This is a genomic window from Streptomyces sp. NBC_01352, assembly GCF_036237295.1.
In the GTDB taxonomy this organism is placed as follows: domain Bacteria; phylum Actinomycetota; class Actinomycetes; order Streptomycetales; family Streptomycetaceae; genus Streptomyces; species Streptomyces plumbiresistens.
In genome coordinates this window covers 8,379,630-8,400,468 of sequence record NZ_CP108354.1, presented here as the reverse complement: position 1 = coordinate 8,400,468, position 20,839 = coordinate 8,379,630, and the positions used below count along the sequence as shown (strand labels likewise).

General features: G+C 71.8%; 19 protein-coding genes and 1 riboswitch. Of the genes, 7 read left to right on the top strand and 12 right to left on the bottom strand.

What is annotated here, in order from left to right:
• Together OG252_RS38620 and OG252_RS38615 are read left to right on the top strand one after the other, a co-directional pair.
• Complete coding sequence (locus OG252_RS38620) at nucleotides 1-1,785, top strand: glycoside hydrolase family 15 protein (RefSeq protein WP_329342039.1); 1,785 nt, start codon at nucleotides 1-3, stop codon at nucleotides 1,783-1,785.
• Nucleotides 1,786-1,790: 5 nt separating this feature from the next.
• A complete protein-coding gene (locus tag OG252_RS38615; protein WP_266441898.1) occupies nucleotides 1,791-2,546 on the top strand; it encodes an SDR family oxidoreductase in 756 nt (251 codons plus the stop codon).
• 7 nt (nucleotides 2,547-2,553) lie between these two features.
• Here the strand turns inward: OG252_RS38615 and amaP are convergent, their stop codons facing one another.
• The 5 genes from amaP to OG252_RS38590 are packed head-to-tail and all read right to left on the bottom strand — an operon-like array spanning nucleotide 2,554 to nucleotide 4,894.
• Complete coding sequence (gene amaP / locus OG252_RS38610; RefSeq protein WP_266441895.1) at nucleotides 2,554-3,132, bottom strand: alkaline shock response membrane anchor protein AmaP; 579 nt, start codon at nucleotides 3,130-3,132, stop codon at nucleotides 2,554-2,556.
• 5 nt (nucleotides 3,133-3,137) lie between these two features.
• Nucleotides 3,138-3,803, bottom strand: a complete 666-nt coding sequence (locus OG252_RS38605) for a DUF6286 domain-containing protein (protein ID WP_329342036.1) — start codon at nucleotides 3,801-3,803, stop codon at nucleotides 3,138-3,140.
• Complete coding sequence (locus OG252_RS38600) at nucleotides 3,800-4,183, bottom strand: hypothetical protein (RefSeq protein ID WP_329342034.1); 384 nt, start codon at nucleotides 4,181-4,183, stop codon at nucleotides 3,800-3,802. Before OG252_RS38600 ends, OG252_RS38605 begins: the two co-directional genes overlap by 4 nt.
• The gene (locus OG252_RS38595) at nucleotides 4,180-4,374 is read right to left on the bottom strand and encodes a hypothetical protein (RefSeq protein ID WP_266441886.1); all 195 of its coding nucleotides are present in this window, start codon (nucleotides 4,372-4,374) and stop codon (nucleotides 4,180-4,182) included. The genes OG252_RS38600 and OG252_RS38595 overlap by 4 nt, the downstream gene beginning before the upstream one ends.
• 34 nt (nucleotides 4,375-4,408) lie before the next feature.
• Nucleotides 4,409-4,894 carry an Asp23/Gls24 family envelope stress response protein gene (locus OG252_RS38590; RefSeq protein ID WP_266441883.1) on the bottom strand — a complete coding sequence of 162 codons (486 nt, stop codon included), beginning with the start codon at nucleotides 4,892-4,894 and terminating at the stop codon, nucleotides 4,409-4,411.
• 87 nt (nucleotides 4,895-4,981) lie between these two features.
• On the opposite strand from OG252_RS38590, the gene OG252_RS38585 reads away from it, so the two are divergent.
• Nucleotides 4,982-5,689: a nucleopolyhedrovirus P10 family protein gene (locus tag OG252_RS38585; protein WP_266441880.1), complete on the top strand. Its 708-nt coding sequence runs from the start codon at nucleotides 4,982-4,984 to the stop codon at nucleotides 5,687-5,689.
• Between the two features lie 22 nt (nucleotides 5,690-5,711).
• On the opposite strand, the gene OG252_RS38580 is transcribed toward OG252_RS38585, so the two are convergent.
• From OG252_RS38580 to OG252_RS38570, 3 genes are all read right to left on the bottom strand, one after another.
• Complete coding sequence (locus tag OG252_RS38580; protein WP_266441877.1) at nucleotides 5,712-6,515, bottom strand: enoyl-CoA hydratase/isomerase family protein; 804 nt, start codon at nucleotides 6,513-6,515, stop codon at nucleotides 5,712-5,714.
• 127 nt (nucleotides 6,516-6,642) lie between these two features.
• Complete coding sequence (locus OG252_RS38575) at nucleotides 6,643-6,864, bottom strand: helix-turn-helix domain-containing protein (protein WP_004002281.1); 222 nt, start codon at nucleotides 6,862-6,864, stop codon at nucleotides 6,643-6,645.
• A gap of 384 nt (nucleotides 6,865-7,248) precedes the next feature.
• Nucleotides 7,249-8,847: an ABC-F family ATP-binding cassette domain-containing protein gene (locus OG252_RS38570; protein ID WP_266441875.1), complete on the bottom strand. Its 1,599-nt coding sequence runs from the start codon at nucleotides 8,845-8,847 to the stop codon at nucleotides 7,249-7,251.
• Nucleotides 8,848-9,165: 318 nt separating this feature from the next.
• On the opposite strand from OG252_RS38570, the gene OG252_RS38565 reads away from it, so the two are divergent.
• Nucleotides 9,166-9,579, top strand: coding sequence for a VOC family protein (locus OG252_RS38565; protein ID WP_266441872.1), 414 nt, complete (start codon nucleotides 9,166-9,168; stop codon nucleotides 9,577-9,579).
• A gap of 39 nt (nucleotides 9,580-9,618) precedes the next feature.
• Here OG252_RS38565 and OG252_RS38560 read toward each other — a convergent pair whose 3' ends face one another.
• From OG252_RS38560 to OG252_RS38550, 3 genes are all read right to left on the bottom strand, one after another.
• Nucleotides 9,619-11,031 carry a hypothetical protein gene (locus OG252_RS38560; protein ID WP_266441870.1) on the bottom strand — a complete coding sequence of 471 codons (1,413 nt, stop codon included), beginning with the start codon at nucleotides 11,029-11,031 and terminating at the stop codon, nucleotides 9,619-9,621.
• A gap of 232 nt (nucleotides 11,032-11,263) precedes the next feature.
• Nucleotides 11,264-12,394 (bottom strand): alpha/beta hydrolase, encoded by a 1,131-nt coding sequence (locus tag OG252_RS38555; protein WP_329342028.1) that lies wholly within the window; start codon nucleotides 12,392-12,394, stop codon nucleotides 11,264-11,266.
• A 199-nt stretch (nucleotides 12,395-12,593) separates the two neighbouring features.
• Nucleotides 12,594-13,325, bottom strand: a complete 732-nt coding sequence (locus tag OG252_RS38550) for a class II aldolase/adducin family protein (protein WP_266441861.1) — start codon at nucleotides 13,323-13,325, stop codon at nucleotides 12,594-12,596.
• Between the two features lie 196 nt (nucleotides 13,326-13,521).
• On the opposite strand from OG252_RS38550, the gene OG252_RS38545 reads away from it, so the two are divergent.
• The 3 genes from OG252_RS38545 (at nucleotide 13,522) to OG252_RS38535 (ending at nucleotide 15,925) form a co-directional block, all read left to right on the top strand.
• Nucleotides 13,522-14,271, top strand: a complete 750-nt coding sequence (locus OG252_RS38545) for a lysozyme (protein WP_266441858.1) — start codon at nucleotides 13,522-13,524, stop codon at nucleotides 14,269-14,271.
• 153 nt (nucleotides 14,272-14,424) lie between these two features.
• Nucleotides 14,425-15,669 (top strand): inorganic phosphate transporter, encoded by a 1,245-nt coding sequence (locus OG252_RS38540; protein WP_266441855.1) that lies wholly within the window; start codon nucleotides 14,425-14,427, stop codon nucleotides 15,667-15,669.
• 34 nt (nucleotides 15,670-15,703) lie between these two features.
• A complete protein-coding gene (locus tag OG252_RS38535) occupies nucleotides 15,704-15,925 on the top strand; it encodes a hypothetical protein (RefSeq protein WP_329342023.1) in 222 nt (73 codons plus the stop codon).
• 86 nt (nucleotides 15,926-16,011) lie between these two features.
• Here the strand turns inward: OG252_RS38535 and OG252_RS38530 are convergent, their stop codons facing one another.
• Nucleotides 16,012-20,454 carry an nSTAND1 domain-containing NTPase gene (locus OG252_RS38530; RefSeq protein WP_329342021.1) on the bottom strand — a complete coding sequence of 1,481 codons (4,443 nt, stop codon included), beginning with the start codon at nucleotides 20,452-20,454 and terminating at the stop codon, nucleotides 16,012-16,014.
• Between the two features lie 212 nt (nucleotides 20,455-20,666).
• Nucleotides 20,667-20,806, top strand: a riboswitch (cobalamin riboswitch).
• Nucleotides 20,807-20,839: the final 33 nt, after the last annotated feature.

Here is a 20,839-nt window from a genome sequence, read left to right as displayed (position 1 = left end):
GTGCACCCCCGTATCGAGGACTACGCCCTCATCGGCGACGAACAGACCGCCGCACTGGTCGGGCTGGACGGCTCCGTCGACTGGCTGTGCCTGCCCCGCTTCGACTCGGCCGCCTGCTTCGCCAAGCTCCTGGGCGACGAGGACAACGGCCACTGGCGGATCGCTCCCAAAGACGCGGACCGGTGCACGAGACGTGCCTACCGCCCCGGCACCCTCGTCCTCGACACCGAGTGGGAGACCGCCGAGGGCAGCGTGCGCGTCACCGACCTGATGCCACAGCGCCACCGCGCCCCCGACCTCGTACGCGTCGTGGAGGGCCTCGGCGGCCGGGTCACCGTGCGCAGCACCCTGCGGCTGCGCTTCGACTACGGCTCGGTCGTGCCGTGGATGCGCCGGTCCGACGGCCATCGGGTGGCCGTCGCCGGACCCGACTCGGCGTGGTTGCGCAGCGAACCCGAGGTGCGCACCTGGGGCGAGGCGTTCGGTACGCACTCCGAGTTCACCGTCGAGGAGGGCGAGAAGGTCGCCTTAGTCCTCACCTGGCACCCCTCGCACGAGCCGCGCCCGCCGCTCGTCGACCCGTACGAGGCACTGGAGCACAGCGTCGCCGACTGGCGGGCGTGGGCGGCCCGCTGCCGTTACGACGGTCCGCACCGGGACGCCGTGGTCCGCTCCCTGATCACCCTGAAGGCGCTCACCTACGCGCCGACCGGCGGCATCGTGGCCGCGGCCACGACCTCGCTGCCCGAGGAGCTGGGCGGGGTGCGCAACTGGGACTACCGCTACTGCTGGCTGCGCGACTCCACCCTCACCCTGGGCGCCCTGCTGTCGTGCGGCTACCAGGAGGAGGCCGAGGCCTGGCGGAACTGGCTGGTGCGGGCGGTCGCCGGCGACCCGGCGGACCTCCAGATCATGTACGGCCTCGCGGGCGAGCGGCGGCTGCCCGAGCTGGAGCTGCCGTGGCTGTCCGGTTTCGCCGGCTCCAGGCCCGTACGGATCGGCAACGAGGCCGTGAAGCAGCTGCAGCTGGACGTGTACGGCGAGGTCATGGACACGCTGTCGCTGGCCCGGCGGGCGGGTCTGCCCGCCAAGCCCCACATATGGTCCATGCAGAGCGTCCTGCTGGAGTTCCTGCGGTCGTCGTGGCGGCAGCCGGACGAGGGGCTGTGGGAGGTGCGCGGCGGCCGCCGCCACTTCGTCCACTCGAAGGTGATGGTGTGGGTGGCCGCCGACCGTGCCGTGCGCGCCCTGGAGTCCTACTCGGCGCTGAGCGGTGACCTGGACGGCTGGCGGGCGCTGCGCGACGAGGTCCACCGCGAGGTGTGCGAGAAGGGCTACGACGCCGATCGCAACACCTTCACGCAGTACTACGGCTCGCGCGAACTCGACGCCGCGCTGCTGCTCATCCCGCGCGTCGGCTTCCTGCCGCCCGACGACCCGCGGGTGGTCGGCACCATCGACGCGGTCCGCGACGAGCTGGGCCACAGCGGCTTCGTACGCCGCTACAGCGTCGAGGAGTCGCCCGTCGACGGACAGCCGGGCGGCGAGGGCGTCTTCCTGGCGTGCTCCTTCTGGCTCGCGGACGCGCTGCACATGACGGGCCGTACGAAGGAGGCCCGGGAGCTGTTCGAGCGGCTGGTGGGCGTCGCCAACGACGTGGGGCTGCTGTCCGAGGAGTACGACCCGGTGGCGGGAATGCAGCTCGGCAACTTCCCGCAGGCGTTCAGTCACATCGGTCTGGTGAACACCGCCCTCGCCCTGTCCGGGGACGAGCGGGCAGGATAGGGACCATGGATCTTGGACTGAAGGACCGGGTGTACGTAGTCACCGGGGCCACCCGCGGCCTCGGCAACGCCGCCGCGCGCGAGCTGGTCGCCGACGGCGCGAAGGTGGTCATCACCGGCCGGGACGACAAGAGCGTCGCCGACGCGGCGTCCGCCCTCGGCCCGAACGCGCTCGGCGTGGCCGCGGACAACGCCGAGCCGGACGTGGCCGCACGGCTGATCGCCGCCGCGCGCGAGCACTTCGGGGGCTTCGACGGCATTCTCGTCAGCGTCGGCGGGCCGGCGCCGGGGTTCGTCGCCGACAACACGGACGAGCAGTGGCAGGCGGCGTTCGAGTCGGTGTTCCTCGGCGCGGTGCGGCTCGCGCGGGCGGCGGCGGGTGAGCTGGACGCGGGCGGTGTGATCGGGTTCGTGCTGTCCGGTTCGGTGCACGAGCCGATTCCGGGGCTGACGATCTCGAACGGGCTGCGGCCGGGGCTGGCCGGGTTCGCCAAGTCGCTGTCGGATGAGCTGGGGCCGCGCGGGATTCGGGTCGTGGGGCTGTTGCCGGCCCGGATCGACACGGATCGCGTGCGCGAGCTGGACGGGCTGTCCGCCGACCCGGAGGCGACGCGGGCGGCGAACGAGTCGCGGATTCCGTTGCGGAGGTACGGCAAGCCGGACGAGTTCGGGCGGGCGGCAGCGTTCTTGCTGTCGCCGGCGGCTTCCTATCTGACGGGGATCATGTTGCCGGTCGACGGAGGGATGCGGCACGGCTTCTGAGCCGTCCTCAACTGACCCTCTCCGCACGGTGCTTGACGCCGGTCAGCCTGACCTCCGCCGGGAGTGACGCGAGGCCCGCCGAATTGCGGGCGTTCGTCAAAGCCACGGCCGTGAGGTCGTCGAGGGCAGCCCCCGGATCCACATGCGGCTCCAGCTGGAGGCGTACGCGGGCCTCCGGGGCGCTCGGGCGGCCCGTGAGCAGGGCATGGGCGTGGGCGACGCCGTTCAGGTCGCCCGCCTGGCCTGCGAGTACGCCCTGCAGGGCGCGCCCCCGCAGCAGCGCGCCCTCGCCGTCACCGGTGTCGACGAGGACCTCCCTGAGCCGGTGCCTGCGCAGGACCGCGGTCAGCCACCACAGGGCGAGCAGCACGAGGACGGCGAGCACGGCGAGGACGGCCGGCCACCACCAGCCGGCGTCCCGCCACCGGGTGCGCTCGGCGTCACTGAGCAGCACGTCGTGCTGATCGTGGTGGATCCACCACGAGGGCGCCGGGGCGCCCAGTCCGACGGCGAGCACGGAACCTCCGACGACGACCAGGACGAGGCCGACGACGCCGAGCAGTACACGATTGACGGTCCTGAGCACCGTACTCACCTCTTCCGTACGGGTCGCGTCACGTGCACCGACAGCGTGGGCGGCCGGGTCAGCCCGAACCCCCGCACGGCATCGGCGAGTGTGGCGTCCAGGTCGGCCTGTACGTCGTCCGGTTCGCGGAAGTGGGAGACCGCGCGGACGTCGGCGCGGGTACGGCGCATCCGCACCCGGACCGACTGCACTCCGGCGACCTCCATGGCCCGGTCGCGCAGCACCATGGCCGCCGCCTCCCGGTGCAGTCCGGCGCGTACGTCGGGGTGGGTGCGCCGCATCGGCAGCACCGCGCGCAGGCCGGGTGTCACCGCCAGCACGATCAGCCACAGGCCGAGGGTCGCGGCGACGCCCGCGCCGACGAGCACCCAGGTGTCGTCGAGGGGCCGTTCGGCGAGCTGCCGGGCCAGGTCGCGGCGCCAGGCCAGCGCGTCCCGGTCGGCCCGCACGGCGGCGACGTCGTACAGGAAGGCCCCCGCGACGACCAGGAGCAGCAGCGCCACGATGCCGGCCGGTACTCTGCGCGCCGACCAGAACCGCCCGCTGTCGCCGGCCTCGGCCCGTTCGCCGGCCGGCACGGGTGGAGCCTCGTACTCCCCGCCCGTGCCGGTCTCCTTCTCGATGACCGGCAGTCGTTGCGTGGTGCCCTCGGAGCCCTGGGGCTCGCTCATCGCGTCCTCCCCTGTGCCGCGCCGTACGCCGTTGCCGGGTGCAGCCGCTCCACCTGAACGGCGACCTCCGGCACCTCCATGCCCACCAACGCGCTTACCCGCTCCACGACATGACGACGCACCCGACCGCAGCGGGCACCGATGTCGCTGGGGTATTCGAGTTCGAGGTGCAGACGGATGCGGGCCGTTTCATGGCGGACGACAACGGTGGCGTACGGGCGTGCGGCGTCCTCGGGCAGCTCGCCGAGCGCCTCGCGTGCCGCCTGTCCCGCGATCTTCGCGACGACCCGGTCGGCGATCCTGGTCGCCCCGCGCTCGCCCGGCGGGACGACCGCCGCAGGTCTGCGGAGCTCGGCGGCTCCTCCGCTCACGGACGTCACCGCCGCCCGTCACGCCGGTGGTCACGGGTGCGGAAGAAGTCGCCGAGGTCCAGGTCCCCCTCGAGGAACCGGCCGACGACGAACCCGATGGCGCCCAGGGCAGCCACCAGCAGGAAGGCGCCGAACCCGCCGAAGTACCCGGCGAATCCCAGCGCCATGCCGGCGATCATGCCGACCACGGCCATGCTCATGGTGCCCTCCGTTCGGTTGCCGGTCGTCGGTCCGTCACTGGAGCCGCGACTCCGGCTCCTCGTCCTCTTCGTCCGGCAGCTTCACGTCGCTCACCGCGATGTTGACCTCGACGACTTCGAGGCCGGTCATCCGCTCCACCGCCGCGATGACGTTCTCCCGCACCGCCTGGGCCACATCGGCGATCGCCACGCCGTACTCGACGACGATCTCCAGGTCGAGCGCGGTCTGCACCTCGCCGACCTCGACCTTGACCCCGCGCGTCACGGCCTTGGTCCCGCCGGGAACCCGGTCCCGCACGGCCCCGAAGGTACGGCTCAGCCCACTGCCCATCGCATGTACGCCGAGGACGTCCCGGGCGGCCATCCCTGCGATCTTCTCCACAACTCCGTCGGCGATGGTGGTCCGCCCCCGTCCGGCCGGGTCCCCGCCGCCGCGCTTGACGGCCTTGCGGGTCTGCACCGGCGGCTCGGTCTCGCCCTCGGGGCTTCGTGTCCGGTTGCGCTCCGTCATGTCGCTCATCACCGTACGTCCCTTCCGGTCGTCGCTCTTCGACCACCGTAAGCCGGGTTGCGCGATCGCGCGCCGGGGATGCGGCAGGCTGGAGTAATGACGGCGGACCGGTTCACACAGGCGGTACGACAGCGGCTGCGGCTCGGCAGGCTCCTGCCCTTGGGCGGCCCGCGCGACGGCGCGTGGATCTCCGAGGAGGCCGCGGAGGCGGTGCTCCTGCGCGCTGCAAAGGATCTGCCCGGCGTACGGCTGGGCCCGCTGCGGATCGGGCTCGCCGACCCGGCGGACGCGCACGAGCCGGCCGTGCCACCGCCGCCGAGCGCTCTGCCGCCCGGTCCGCTGCGGGTGACGGCGGAGTTCGCGGCCGCGCTGTCCGAGCCGCTGCCCACGACGGCGCACCGGCTGCGGGCGCTTCTGGCGGCCGCGGCGGACGGGCTCGGCCTGGCGGTGGCGGAGGTGGACCTGCGGGTGACGGACCTGCTGGACGAGGAGTCCGAGCCTGCTCCGGTACGGCGGTCCGACGCGGCGCGCCCCGCGGAGGCCGGCGGCGGTGACGAGGGCCGTGCGGCGGCCGCCGTCCTGGCTGTCCCGGGCGTGGCCCGGCTGACGGACCTGCTGGGCCGGCCGGTGCATGTCGAGGACAGGCAGGGCGAGAACGCGCTGCCGCGCCGCCATGTACGGGTCGAGCTGGCGGTACGCGCGGACCACCGGGCCCTGGACGTGGTCCTGGAGGTCCGCGCGAAGGTGGAGCAGGCGCTAGCGGATCATCCGACGGTGGCGGTGCTGGTGACCGCGGTCGGCTGAGCCGGCTGCAGCGGCTGACGGCTCATTCGCCGACGCCGGCCAGGTCGCGCAGCCGGCGTGCCTGCGCGGCCCGTTCGGCGGCGCGCTGGGCCTCGTAGTCCCGGTCCTGGGCGCCGAGCAGCAGCGCCTTGGTCTCGATGACCGCGTCCCGGGGCGCGGCCAGCAGGGCCGCCGCCAGGTCGCGTACCGCGCCGTCGAGCTGGTCCACGGGCACCGCGACGTTCGCCAGCCCGGTGCTCACGGCCTCCTCGGCATGCACGAACCGCCCGGTCGCGCAGATCTCCAGCGCCCGGGCATAGCCGACCAGGCTCACGAGCGGGTGCGTACCGGTCAGGTCCGGCACCAGCCCCAGACTGGTCTCGCGCATGGCGAACTGCACGTCGTCGGCGACGACGCGCAGGTCACAGGCGAGCGCGAGCTGGAAGCCCGCGCCGATGGCGTGGCCCTGGACGGCGGCGATGGACACGACGTCATGACGCCGCCACCAGGTGAAGCCCTCCTGGAACTCCGCGATGGCGCCGTCGAGTTCGGCGTCGCCACCGCGCGCGAGATCCATGAAGGACGGCTCGCCCTCGATCCCCTCGGGCGTGAACATCTGCCGGTCGAGCCCGGCGGAGAAGGACTTGCCCTCACCGCGCAGCACGACCACGCGGACGGAGCCCGGCAGCTGCCTCCCGGCTTCGGCCAACGCCCGCCACAGAGCGGGACTTTGGGCGTTGCGCTTGGCCGGGTTGGTCAGCGTCACCGTGGCGAGCGCGTCGTCCACGGTGAGTCGTACGCCGTCCTTGTCGAGCAGGGGAACGAGTTCCTGGTCGGGCGAAGCCATGGGGCGCCTCCGATGAGTGCGGTCAGCAGAGCGATGTCGCTAGATGCTAAGTGACTGCACAGTAACCACCCGGCCGATCAGCCGACCGACCGGGTGGTCATCATCGAAGCCGATGATCCGCCGGGGTTCAGGACGAGGCGGCCTTCTTGCCCCGCGTCGCCCCGCCACGCCCACGAAGCGTGACGCCCGACTCGCTGAGCATCCGGTGCACGAAGCCATACGAGCGGCCGGTTTCCTCGGCCAGCGCTCGAATGCTCGCACCGGAGTCGTACTTCTTCTTCAGGTCTGCCGCGAGCTTGTCGCGCGCGGCGCCGGTTACCCGGCTGCCCTTCTTCAGAGTCTCGGCCACCCGTGCCTCCTCATGGGAAGTGCGCTCTGGTCTCCTCATGATCACCCCTCCGGGCCGTCATGGCCACCCATTCGGCAAGGTCCGTGAGACATGGTTTTGACGACAGGAGCGTGTCCCCACAAGCGGAATATGTAATTCAACGTGATGGCGTTCGTACCGCCGAACGGGTTCTTTCGTGAAGTGCCAGGTCAGGGACGTACGACGGCCGAGCCCTTGTCGATAAAGGGCTCGGCCGTGAAATCGATGTAGGACACACCTCGGTACGAGGAGATCTCACACAGATGATGGATCACCGATGGGCCGAATGATCCAGACGCAGTGGATCACGCCTTCGATCAAGCGTTCCCGACCGCCCCGGACCCGTCCCGGCACGCGGGCGAGGGCTCAGGCGAGGGCGACGAGGTCCGCGTAGTCCGCACCCCAGAGGTCCTCGACGCCGTCGGGCAGCAGGATGATCCGCTCCGGCTGGAGCGCCTCGACGGCGCCCTCGTCGTGGGTGACGAGGACGACGGCGCCCTTGTAGGTCTGCAGGGCGCCGAGGATCTCCTCGCGGCTGGCCGGGTCGAGGTTGTTCGTCGGCTCGTCCAGGAGGAGGACGTTCGCCGACGAGACGACCAGGGTCGCGAGCGCCAGGCGGGTCTTCTCACCGCCGGAGAGGACACCGGCCGGCTTGTCGACGTCGTCGCCGGAGAACAGGAACGAGCCGAGCGTCTTGCGGACCTGCACCAGGTCCAGGTCGGGGGCGGCGGAGCGCATGTTCTCCAGGACCGTGCGCTCCGGGTCGAGGGTCTCGTGCTCCTGCGCGTAGTAGCCGAGTTTGAGGCCGTGCCCCTCGATGATGTTTCCGGTGTCCGGCTTCTCGACGCCGCCGAGCAGCTTCAGGAGGGTTGTCTTTCCGGCGCCGTTGAGGCCGAGGATGACGACGCGCGAGCCCTTGTCGATGGCCAGGTCGACGTCGGTGAAGATCTCCAGGGAGCCGTACGACTTCGACAGGCCCTCAGCCATGAGCGGGGTCTTGCCGCATGGGGAGGGCTCGGGGAAGCGCAGCTTGGCGACCTTGTCGGACTTCCGCTCGGCCTCCAGGCCGGCCAACAGCTTGTCGGCGCGCCGGGCCATGTTCTGCGCGGCGACGGTCTTGGTGGCCTTGGCGCGCATCTTGTCGGCCTGGGAATGCAGCGTGGCGGCCTTCTTCTCGGCGTTCTGCCGCTCGCGCTTGCGGCGCTTCTCGTCGGCCTCGCGCTGCTGCTGGTAGAGCTTCCAGCCCATGTTGTAGACGTCGATCTGGGCTCGGTTGGCGTCCAGGTAGAAGACCTTGTTGACGACCGTCTCGACCAGGTCGACGTCGTGGGAGATCACGATGAAGCCGCCGCGGTAGGTCTTCAGGTAGTCGCGCAGCCAGACGATCGAGTCGGCGTCGAGGTGGTTCGTGGGCTCGTCGAGGAGCAGGGTGTCCGCGTCCGAGAAGAGGATGCGGGCCAGCTCGATACGGCGGCGCTGACCGCCGGAGAGCGTATGGAGGGGCTGGCCGAGCACGCGGTCGGGCAGGTTGAGCGCGGCGGCGATGGTGGCGGCCTCGGCCTCGGCGGAGTACCCGCCCTTGGTGAGGAACTCGGTCTCCTGGCGCTCGTACTGCCGCAACGCCTTCTCGCGCGTCGCGCCGCTGCCGTTGGCGATGCGCTGCTCGTTCTCGCGCATCTTGCGGATCAGGGTGTCCAGGCCGCGGGCGGACAGGATGCGGTCACCGGCGAGCTGGTCGAGGTCGCCGGTACGCGGGTCCTGCGGGAGGTAGCCGACCTCGCCGGAGCGGGTGACGGTGCCCCCTGCGGGGATGCCCTGGCCCGCGAGGACCTTGGTGAGCGTGGTCTTGCCGGCGCCGTTGCGACCGACCAGGCCGATGCGGTCGCCCTTGGCGATGCGGAAGGTGGCGGACTCGATGAGGATGCGGGAACCGGCGCGCAGCTCGATACCGGAGGCGGAGATCACGGACAGACTCCAGGGCGGATGGGGTGACGGGAAGGGCGGCTGAGGACGTTCCCGCCGTCTAATGCGCGAGGAGAATGGCCATGGGGCCAGTCTAACGGGGCCGTGCAACCACTTTTTCTGCGTTCGGGTGTTCGAGCCGGCCGAGAGGGCTGAGAGGGCCGGGAGGGGGGCCGGGGAAAGCACGGCGACTTCGGCGGCGGACGCTGCTCACCGGGCGTTGTCAGTGGTCGCTGCCAGACTGGGCACCAGGTGAGATTCCCGGCGGAAATGACAGCGGGATCACACGGGAGCACACGGGATCACAAAGGAGTGATCGGCATGGCAGGAACGAACGGCGGGCGGCCCAGCATCTACCCGACCCTGCTGTACGCGGACGCCAAGACGGCGATCCGGCAGCTCACGGAGGCCTTGGGCTTCACGGAACTGTCGGTGTACGAGGGCGAGGACGGCTCGGTGCTGCACGCCGAGCTGGTGCAGGGCAACGGCGGGGTGATGATCGGCTCCAAGGGCCGCGGCGGGGTGTTCGACACCGCCATGAAGGGCGCGGGCCCCTGCGGGGTGTACGTCGTGGTGGACGACGTCGACGCCCACCACCGGCGGGCCGTGGACCACGGCGCGGAGATCCTGATGCCCCCGACGGACCAGGACTACGGCTCGCGCGACTACATGGCCCGGGACGCCGAGGGCAATATCTGGAGTTTCGGTACGTACGCCCCGGAGATAGAGGCGTGATGGCCCACAGGGGGCAGCCGACGGGCTGACCGTCCCGCCTCAGCTTCCCCCGGTGTGCACCTGGAAGGCCGCCCGGCGGACCGCCTTGGCCAGGGCCGGGTCGGGATGCGCGGCGGCGAGCGCGACCAGGACCTGCACGGTGCGGGGGTGACCGACGGCACGCACCTCGTCGAGCAGCATGGGGACGGTCGGCTGCACCGCTGACTCCAGGTGACGCACGAGCATCGGGGCCTCGCCGTGGTCGGCGACCGCGGCGGCGGTGTCCACCCACAGCCAGGTCGCCTCCTCCCGGGTGAGGACTTCGTGGGCGTCCTCCGGGTCGATGCCGTCGTGCTCGGCCAGCCACAGCAGGGCGTACGGCCGCAGCGTGGGCTCGTCGGCCACGGAGCGCACGTCGGGCTCGGCGGGGGCGCCTACGACGCGCAGCGCCTCGAAGGCGAGGCCGCGCAGCAGGGCGTCCTCGCCGCGGGCGGCGCCGAGCAGCTCGGTGACGGCGCTGCCGACGGTGCGGGCGGCGAGCCAGGCGCGGTACTCGGCGCGGGCCGCGTTCGGGCGCAGTTGGGCGCAGCCGCGGAGCATGTCCTCGGCCGCCTGCTCGATGTTCCCGGCGGGGCTCTGCGCGGCCACGCAGATCTGCTCCAGCTTGACCCAGACCGCCCAGCTGCCGAGCGGGGTGAGCGTGGCCTGCCCGTCGCCGTAGGTGAGGGCACCGACGGAGGCGAGGGCGCGCAGCGCCCAGTCGAGGAGGGGGGAGAGCGGGGCGTCGGCGGGCTCCGGCTGGGCCGGGGGCGACAGTGCCGGTACCGGCTGCGGGCCGTACGGGATCTCGCAGCGCTCGGTGCGCAGTTCGGTGACCCGCTGCTGGAGGAGGTCGAGGAGCTGGTCCACGGGGACGGGGCCGGCGGACAGCTGGAGGAAGGAGAGCACCTGGGGCATCGCCGAGACGACCTCGGCGACGGCGGACGGCTCGTGGTCGGTGGGTTCCGGGGAGGCGAGCGACCAGGCGTCGAAGAGGGCGACCCAGCCGCGCAGCACGGCACTGTCGTCACGGTCCCAGGCACGTAGCCGCCAGCCGGGGCGGGCGGTGCCGCCGTGCACCTCGACGAGACCGGCGAGCCGGGCGGTGTCCCAGTCGGCGCGGACCTGAGTCACGGTCAGGCCCAGGTCCAGGGCGGCCCGTTCGGCGGTCTCGTCGGCGAGGGTGCCCTTGTTGTCGGGGTTCGCGCCGTCCCGGCCGGGGCGCAGCGCGACGTCCGCCCAGTGGGCGACGCGGGCCGCCGGGGCCAGGCCGGAGCGCGCCATTCTGGCCAGCTCCGCGGGGGCCGGTGTGCCTTCCGGCGGGCGGGGTGCGGGGCGGCGCAGGCGCCGCTGGTTCACAGCTGTGGGGGCGGCGGCCAGGGGTCGCGGGCGGACGAGTCGAAGCCTGGAGTCGCGCGGGATACGGGACGTCACGGGTGCAGTCTTCCGGTTGACGGTCCGAAAACCCAAACGGAATGGCACGGCGGGCGACGGGGAGGGCCGACGCCGGGCCCTCGCGGGCGGCCGGAGGCCGAGATCAGGCCACTGGTACGGCGTTAAACGGAACCAGTGCGACCGGGCGGGGACGGGGATGGTGCGGACGGATGGACGGAGGCGTCGTGCCCCGTCGAAGAGGTTGGCAGAGGGGCGGCAGAGGGGCGTCGTGTCACATCAAGGGTGTCAGGAAGCGACGCATGGTCTCTTCGTAGGCCGTGGGGTCGGCGTTCCACATGGCCGCGTGGGGCGCGTGGCGGACCGTGTGGAGGGCGACCCGGCCGGAGTGGGTCGCGGCGAGGCGGCGGGAGTGGTCCCAGGGGGCCACCGTGTCGTCCGGGCCGTGGAAGATCAGGGTCGGCGGCAGATCGCGCCGCTCGGGCGCCGCGGCGGCGTCGAGGCGGTCGCCGGACAGGCCGGCGCGGCCCTGCGCGGCGCGTACCGCGAGCGGGAGGAGGGCGCCGGGTGTGCGGCGGGCCGAGGCGAGAGCGCGCAGGGTCGCCTCCCAGCTGAGCACCGGGGAGTCCAGGACGAGCCCCGAGATCCGCTCGCGCAGTCCCGAGTGCGCGGCGGCGCGCAGCGCCATCGCGGCGCCGGTGGACCAGCCGTGCAGGACGATCCGCCGGGCGCCGTGGCTCACGGCGTAGCGGATGGCCGCGTCCAGGTCGCGCCACTCGGTCTCGCCGAGGTGGTTGAGACCGTCCGGCGAGCGGGGGGCGCCGAGGTCGCCGCGGTAGGCGAGGGCGAGCACCGGGAAGCGGTGACGGTGCAGGAACGCCATCGTGTTCATGGAGTGTTCGCGGGTGGTGCCGAGGCCGTGCACCGCGATCACCCAGGTGCCGCGTGTGCCGGGCACGAACCAGGCGGGCAGGCTGCCGAGTTCACCGGGGACGTCGACGTCGGCGTGGTCCAGGTCCAGTGCCGAGCCGGGGTCGCCGGCGTACACGTTCGGCGTGAGCCAGACCTTGTCGCCGGGCTTCAGGGTGCCGTGCGAGACGCGTTCCAGGCGGCGTACGACGGTGTCGGCGGAGTGGGACTCCATGCCGAGGACGGGGCCGACGACCGCGTGCGAGCCGTCGCCGCCGAGGCCGTACGTGCCGGGGCGCAGGGCGGCCAGGTCGCGGGTGAGGGCGATACGGCCGGCCGCTGTCGCGTGCACGGTGAGCCGGGGTTCGGTCGGCAGCGGGCGGCCCGGGGGCGCCTTGAGCGCGGCATCGCTGGCGAGCCGGCCGGCGGCGATCCCGGCGGCGCCGGCAGCCAGGGCTGCGGTGACGGCGGCGGCCGTTGCGGTGACAGTGCGCACCCGTCCAGTGTCGTGGCGTACCTCGCCGACGGCCAGTGGGAGGGCGGCTCGGGGTGGCCCTTCCCGGTGGGGCGGGCCGGGGTGGTGGGCGGCGTGCGGCGGGCCGGGCGGGGCACGCGACCGGGCGTACGGCGTGCGGCGAGGCGGTCAGGTGACCGGGCGTGCGACGTGCGGCGTGCGACGTGCGGCGTGGGGCGGCTCAGCCTCGCTGGCCGTACCCCCGCAGCCGCTCCCCCACCTCCGCCATCTGGGCCTCGGACAGCAGGGCCGGCGACAGCCCCGGCACCGAGGACGCCGTCAGCCACAGGCGGCACATCCATTCCAGCTGGGCCGTGCGGTCGTAGGCCTGGTCCAGGGTGGTGCCGTAGGTGAGGGTGCCGTGGTTCTGGAGGAGGCAGGCGGAGCGATCGGCGAGGGCGTGCAGCATGTTCTCGGCCAACTCGTCGGTGCCGTATGTGGCATACGGGGCAACCCGGACGGCTCCGCCGAGCGCGGCTGCCATGTAATGGATCGCCGGGAGCTCGGGGACGAGCGTCGAGACGGCCGTGGCGTGCACGGCGTGGGTGTGCACGACGGCGCCGGCGTCCGTGGCGCGGTAGACCGCGAGGTGCATGGGCAGTTCGCTGGTGGGGACGAGGGCGCCCAGGACCTGCCGGCCGTCGAGGTCGACGCCGGTGACGTCGTCCGGCGCGAGCCGGTCGTAGGGGACGCCCGACGGTGTGACCAGGACGGTGTCCTCGACGCGGACCGAGACGTTGCCGGAGGTGCCGACGACCAGTCCGTCGGACACCGTCCGGCGGGCCGTCGCGACGAGCGCCTCCCAGGCGTGCGCCTCCTCGGGGCGCACACTCCGCCCCCGCGACTCCCGCACATCCTGTGCGCCCTCCCGAACGCCCCGCACGCCTCCCGGATCACGCTGCTCCTCAGCCATGCGGCGATCCTGCCAGGCACGGCGTCGACCCGCTGCCGGGCGGGGGCACTTTAGGCCGGAACCCGCGCCTCCGAAAGGGCACATATGGGCATACACAGGCTTCTTCGATCACTTGGCCGGAGATCAGCGAGCATCCGATGATCTTCCAGTACTCTCTGGGGGATTTGTCGTGCACGTCGCCATTCCGGGGGGACATATGGCTCGTGATCGCAATCCATCCTGCCGCCGCGCCCGCGCCTTAGCGGTGTCCGTGGCGGCACTCACCGTCGGGGGAATCGCCCTCGCCGAGACGCCCGCCACGGCAGCCAGCCTGCCGAAGGGGCACGACGTCTCGTCCCATCAGAAGAACGTCGACTGGCAGAAGGCCAGGACGAAGGGCGCCACGTTCGTCTACGTCAAGGCGACCGAGTCCACCACCTACCGCAACCCCTACTTCAGCCAGCAGTACAACGGCGCACGCAACGCGGGCATCATCCGCGGGGCGTACCACTTCGCCCTGCCGAACAAGTCGTCCGGCAAGGCACAGGCGGCGCACTTCGTGCGCAACGGCGGCAGCTGGACCGCGGACGGCTGGACACTGCCGCCCGCACTCGACATCGAGTACAACCCGTACGACAAGAAGCACAAGTGCTACGGCCTGACCAAAGCGAAGATGGTCAGCTGGATCAAATCGTTCAGCGGCGAGGTGAAGCGGCTCACCGGCCGCCGTCCGGTGATCTACACGACCGCCCACTGGTGGAACACGTGCACCGGCAGCAGCCGCGCCTTCGGCTCCGACCACGCGCTGTGGGTCGCTCGCTACGACTCGGCGAACCCGGGAGCGCTGCCGGCCGGCTGGTCGTTCTGGACGATCTGGCAGTACGACAACAGCGGCGGTCTGCCGGGTGATCAGAATCTCTTCAACGGCTCCCTGACCCAGCTGAGGAAGTTCGCCAGAGGCAACTGACCGTGCGGCGCCTGGGCCGCACGGAGCGGACGGGGTACGGCGGTGCGAGAATCGCCCCCTCCGGACACCGTGCGGCCTGCCCCAGTTCATCTTCCGTTCACTCAGGTTACCTACGTTCGTCCGGCCAATGACCTCGAACGATTGCCTGGGTAAATGGAAAACTTCTCGCTGATCCTCGCGATTGTGGTGGTAACCGCACTCGCGTTCGATTTCACGAACGGTTTCCACGACACCGCCAACGCGATGGCCACCACCATCTCGACCGGTGCGCTCAAGCCCAAGGTCGCGGTGGCCATGTCCGCCGTGCTGAACCTTGTAGGCGCCTTCCTCTCCGTGGAGGTCGCCAACACGATCTCCAAAGGTCTCGTCGACGAGACCGGCATCCGTCCCGAGGTCATCTTCGCGGCCCTGGTCGGCGCGATCCTCTGGAACCTGCTGACCTGGCTGGTCGGGCTCCCCTCCAGCTCCTCGCACGCCCTCATGGGCGGCCTCATCGGCGCCACCGTCGCCTCGGCGGGCGTCGGCGCGGTGCACGGTGACGCCCTGGTCACCAAGGTCCTGATCCCGGCGATCGCGGCTCCGCTCGTGGCGGGCCTGGCGGCGATGTTCGCGACGCGCCTGTCCTACTCCCTCGGCAAGAAGGCCGACGGCAAGGCCGCCGCGAAGGGCTACCGCACCGGCCAGATCGCCTCCGCCGGCCTGGTCTCCCTGGCCCACGGCACCAACGACGCGCAGAAGACCATGGGCATCATCACCCTCGCCCTGGTCGCCGGCGGTGCCGTCGCCCCCGACTCCGACCCGCCCATGTGGGTCATCCTCTCCGCGGGCCTCGCCATCGCGCTCGGCACCTACCTCGGCGGCTGGCGCATCATCCGCACCATGGGCAAGGGCCTGACCGACCTCCAGCCGCAGCAGGGCTTCGCCGCCCAGACCAGCGCGGCCACGGTCATCCTGGCCTCCTCCCACCTCGGTTTCTCCCTCTCCACCACGCACTCCGTCTCCGGCGCGGTGATGGGCGCGGGCCTCGGCCGCAAGGGCGGGGTCGTCCGCTGGTCGACGGCGACCCGGATGTTCGTCGCCTGGGGTCTCACGCTCCCCGCCGCCGCCCTGGTGGGCGCGCTCGCGGAGTACGTGACCGGCTTCGGTACCTGGGGCACGGCCGTCGTCGCCGTCTTCCTGATCGGCTCGAGCGCCGCGATCTGGAAGATCTCGCGCCGCGAGGTCGTCGACCACACGAACGTCAACGAGCCCCACGAGGCCGGGGAGCCGGCCGGCGTGGTGACCACGGCGATGGCCGCCGTGACGCCGCCGCCCGTGGGCACGGTGACCGAGGACCTCACGGCCACGATCCCGGCCCCGGCGGGCGAACCCGCCCCGTCGACCGCCACCACGGTCTGAGTCCCGCGCACCCGGCTGAGAAGGAAGCATCACCATGAAGATCGACTGGGCGGCCCTGGGCTCCGTCTTCGGCATCAGCCTCGTGGTCACCGTGGCCCTCGTGGCCCTGTTCACCCTCGGCATCATGGGCCTGTCCCGCCAGGAACGGGCCACGACACAGGGCGGCTCCGCCGCCCTCGCGGTCACCGGGGCGTACGCGTGCTTCGCGGCGTGTGCGGCGGCTGTGGCGTACGGGATCTATCTGATCGTGGCCTGAGCCGGCGTTCTCTGACGTACGGCACGGCACCGGGCGGGTGCGGGGACTGTGTTCCTCTCACCCGCCCGGTCTGCGTTTTCGGGCTGCTACGGGCAGGGCGAGTCCGTGGCCGCTCCGGAGTCGTGGAGGATCCTCAGCTCTTCCGGCGTGTACGGGGTCCAGTGACGGCACAGGGTCTTGTGCCAGGCCTCCGGGTTCAGGGGGATGGTCAGCTCGGAGTTGCCGTGGCGGTAGGTGAGATGGTCGGCCGTCGGGTGGAGCTCGTCCGGGAGGGCGATGAAGGGGAACGTGACATAGGGGTCGTCCCCGTTTCCAGGTCGCCACAGGGACAGGCTCCCGCCATCGGTGCCGGCCAGGAGAGTCCCGTCATCGGCCAACGTCACCGCCGAGAGGTCCTCGTCCCCCTCGACGGCTTTACCCACTCGCTTGCCGGTCTCCACCTCCCATAGCTGGATGGTGCCGGCGTCCAGCTGGGTGGCGACGGTCTGGCCCTGCGGGTCGAACACCAACGTGCTGAGAGCTTCCGTGTCCGCCAACGTGATGCCGGTGTCTCTGCGCGCCTGCTCGGTCTCGGTGCTCCAGATGACCAGTTCGCCGTTGCTGTGCCCGACTGCCACTTCGTCACGGCGTCCTGGCCGGACGGCGAAGCCCCGGCAAGGTTGTCCCAGCTCACCGCAGGGATCGTCACCCAGCACCGTGTAGTCGCCCGATGCGACGTCATACCGGATCAGTTGACGGGACGTCAGGACGACCACCTCGCTGCCGTGGAGGGGAGCAACCTCGACGATGTCCGGAAACGGCCGCGCCCGCGCGTCCTGCGGATTGTCCGGAGGTGCGACAGCGACCTTGTCCTGGCCCCAAACGACCAAGTGCTTGCCGTCCGCGGTGAAGAATCCCGTGGCCGTCTCCCCTTCGAGTTCCTCGATCGTCACCTGTGCCGCTCGCCATTCCTCGTCCCGGCGACCCACGACCAGCGTCACGGTCGACGTGTCGTTGCTGCTGATGTTCTGGATGTGCGCGCGGTACTCGCCTCCTGGGCTTCTCACATACGAGGCTCCGCCTCCGATACTGGGCTCGAGGTCCGGCAGCGGCATGCTGCGCTCCTGCTGCGTCCGCAGCACAAGCAGGTCCGATCCGACAGCCGCCAGGATGCGCGGGGCTGCCTCATGCTTCTTGCCCGGGAGGACACCGACGGGCTGCTCCTCGCCCGTGTCGGGCGAGGCGAGGCCCGGCACGCGGTACCTCCTGCCGGTCTCCACGTCGACCACCTCGTACGGGCTGACCTGTGTGCCGTTCCTCACCTCCGCATAGCGCCCGGTGAGGTCCGAACCGCTCGGCTCAACGGCCAGGAACCGCCGTCCGCCGGCACTGCCGGAGCCCGTCAGCCGGATCAGCTGATGCCACCCGTGCCCCCGGTCGACCACAACACCGGCGCCCCGGTGGGAGAGCCAACCGGCGTCCGCGACCCTGCGCGGGTTCCCGCCGGTCGCCAGCTTCTGCACCCGTGCTTCCGCACCGTCCTCGTACTGACTGAGATAGACCACCTCCCGGCCCTCCCCGACCAGCGCGGCGTCGGCTGCCTCCGGGCCGCTCGGCAACCCGCGCTGCGACACCTTCTCCGCCCTTCTTGTGCGGCTCTGCCAGACCTGGACGAGAGAACTGTGCGCAGTCTCTTCGGCGGCGAGACTGTCAGCCGCGACGTGGAGGAGCAGTCGGCCGCTGTCCGAGAAGTCGAGGGCCACCGTCTCTGGCTTGTGCTCGGTGCCCAGCACCGGCGGCGGCCTGGTCCACAGCGACTCACGGGCGCGCACGTCGTAACAGTGGATCGACCCGTCGGCGGACACGATGGCCAGCAACCCGCCGTCATCGCTGAGCTCGGCGCGTTCGGGAGCTCCTCTGCCGGTCAGACCCGGCACCTGCCACCAGCTCGCCCGCCCGTCGGCGAGGCCTGTCCACACCCGGGCGTGCGCGACGCCGTCCCGGCTGACGGAGGCGGTCACGACCGTGGAGCCGTCCGGGGTGACGTCGATGCTCCGGATGGGCTCGGATCCCTGCCCCGCATGCGCGGAGATCACCGACATGCCACCGAGGTAGGCCTGAAGCAGCGCCTGCCGAGCCTCCTTGTCGGGATGGTTGTGCCATGCGGCCACGGACAGCCGCGCGGCCGTGCCCGGATCGGTCGCCGCCAGCCGGACAGCCTCCTCCGTCAGCCGCCGGGACGCCATGGCCCGTACTCGTTCCTCCAGGGCGAGCTCCCCGCGCCGCATCTGCACCGCGAGATAGCCGGTCAGCAGCGCCAGTACGAGCACCACCGCTGTGGCCGCCCGCCAGCGCCGCAGTGCGCGTTGCTGGTGCCGGCGGCTCAGTTCGACGTACTCCCGCTCAGCCTGGGTGATGTCGTCCCGGTGGTCCGGCTCCCCGAGCCGCTCCAGCGACGTGGCCAGCATCGTCCCCCGCAGCAGCGCGCCCGGTTCCTCCCCCGTCTCCTTCCAGTGGGCGAGTGCCTGCAACAGCCGTTCCTGCCAGGCCCGGAAATCGCGGGAATCGTCCAGCCACTTCTTCAGGGGGCCCCAGGCGCGGACCAGTTCCTCGTGGGCGAGGTCGACGATGGGGTCGTCGTCGGGGCCGTGGGTGATGCGGATGAAGCGCGTGTGGGTGGCCAGGGCCTCGGCCACGGTCCGGAGTTCGGGCGGCAGGGGCGCGAGGCGTACCGGCTTGCGGGTGAAGCCGCCCGTGTCGTCGGGGCGGGCGAGTTGGGTGAACAGGCGGCGGACCGGGGCCTCGCCGTGCGCGGCGATGACGTTGCCGACGCGCTCCTCCGCGTGGTTGGACAGGGCGCCGGCGACCCCGCCCAGGGCCTCGTAGCCGGAGTGGGTGAGACGGATGCCCTTCTCGTGCGCCCAGAGTTCCGTGAGAGTGAACTCCACCAGAGGCAGACGGCCCGGTTCGTCCTCGGCGTCGTCGACGATGCGTTCGGCCAGCCCGGTGTCGAGGGTGAGGCCGGGGACGCGGGCCGCGGGGCTCTCGACGGCACGCAGCAGGCTCGATCGGCCCAGGGGCGCCACCACTTGGGCACAGTCGCTCAGGACGCGGGCGGTGGCGGGGTCGGCGAGGTCGTCCAGGCAGGACGAGCGCAGGGTGGCCAGGACGCGCAGCCGTCGCCCTTCGGCCGGAACCGAGACCATACCGACCATCAGGGCCAGCAGGGCGCGGGCGGTGGCCGGTTCGGCGGCGACGGTCTCCTCCAGTTGGTTGAGGAAGAAGACGTGGCCGCGCGGGCCGCAGTGATCGAGCAGACGTCGTCCGAGTTCGGCGGGGGTCATGCCGTCGGCAGAGTCCAGCAGATCGGCCAGGACGAGCGCGGCGCGCTCGTGCTCGACGACGGCCAGAGCGGTGCCGGGCGCGGCGGACGCCGCGGGCGCGGGATCCGCCGACGCGGAGTCAGGAGCGGGCGGGGGCCCCGAACCGGACGCAGACGCCGAGCCCTGCTCGGGACGAGGGTCGGGCACCGCCCAAGGCCCAGAAGCAGAACCAGGCGCAGCAGATGCGTCCCCGCCCGGCCCCGCGCAAGCCTCTCCGCCCGGCCCCGCGGATGCGGCTGCCCCCGTCTCCAGTACTCCCACCACCGCGCGAGCCACCGTCAGCGACGCCCGGGTGCCCGGCAGGGGGCGGATCTCGGAGACGGTGAACCCCTCGGCCCTCAGGCGGGGCAGGACCCCCGCCCGTACCAGGGAGGTCTTCCCGCTGCCGGACGGGCCGACGACCGGCACCACCAGGTGCCGCTCGACCGCGTCGAGGAGCCGGCGGGTCTCCTCCTCGCGGCCGAAGAAGTACTCGGCGTCCTCCTCGCGGAAGGCATCGAGTCCTCTGTAGGGGCAGCGACGCGCCCCGGGCTGGAGCTCCAGGATGGCGGCGGCCGGGATCAGATACGACGTCACGGCCGAGGCACCGCGGTCGGTCGCGACCGTCATGCCGACGACCGCACCCAGGTCCTCGTCCCAGACCGGGGCTCCGCTGCATCCGGGGCCGATGCGGTGGGCCGGGCCGTCCGTCTCCATCGAGATCCAGCCCTGGCCTACCGCACCGAGCAGCCGTCCACCGATCCAAGCGCCGTGTTCGGCGCCGGCAGGGAAGCCGAGGAGGCGGAAACGGTGGTGCCAGACGTCGCCGGCGTCCGCGAGGGGGACCGCGCCGGCGGGCGCGCCTTCCGGTAGCCGGAGCAGTGCGATGTCACCGGTGCCGTCGTCGGCCACCGGCCGCCAGGCCGACACCGACGCCTCGTACCTCACCGCTCCCGGCAGCAGGGCGAACTCCACGGTCACCGGTGAGGCAGGCGGCGTCGACGACCTCGCGTCGGTTCCCAACGCGTCGGCGACGACATGGGCGCAGGTGGCCACCGTGCCGGGCGCCAGCAGGAACCCGGTCCCGACGGGCCGCCCGTCGCCGCCGCACACCCGTATCACCGTGGTGCCGAGATCCTCCAGGAAACGCGCCGATTCTCCCCATGCACCCACTTCGTCAATACTCATAAATGTTTATGAATTTCCCTATATCTGGTAGCACTTCGTACCAGGTATTGGAGGTGCCGCGGCCTCCTGCCGCAACCGGCTTCACGGAACGCCACTCATCACAGGGAAATTCGCCCGGAGTCGGTCCACGGGGCCCCGGCGGAGTGCTAGCCGGTGTGACCCGTGTGGGCTTCTGCACACTCCGCTCCCGCAGGTCAACAGCAAGTTGACGGCCCTTCCAACCCCGTGGTGGACTGCCGGAGCCATGTACGGCGGTAGGAGAGGAAGCCGGTGTGAGTCCGGCGCGGTCCCGCCACTGTCACCGGGGTAGGAAGCCCCGGGAGCCAGGAACTCTCACCGCCGATCTCGTCGAACCAGGGCGTGGACACCCTGAGTGAGGACATAT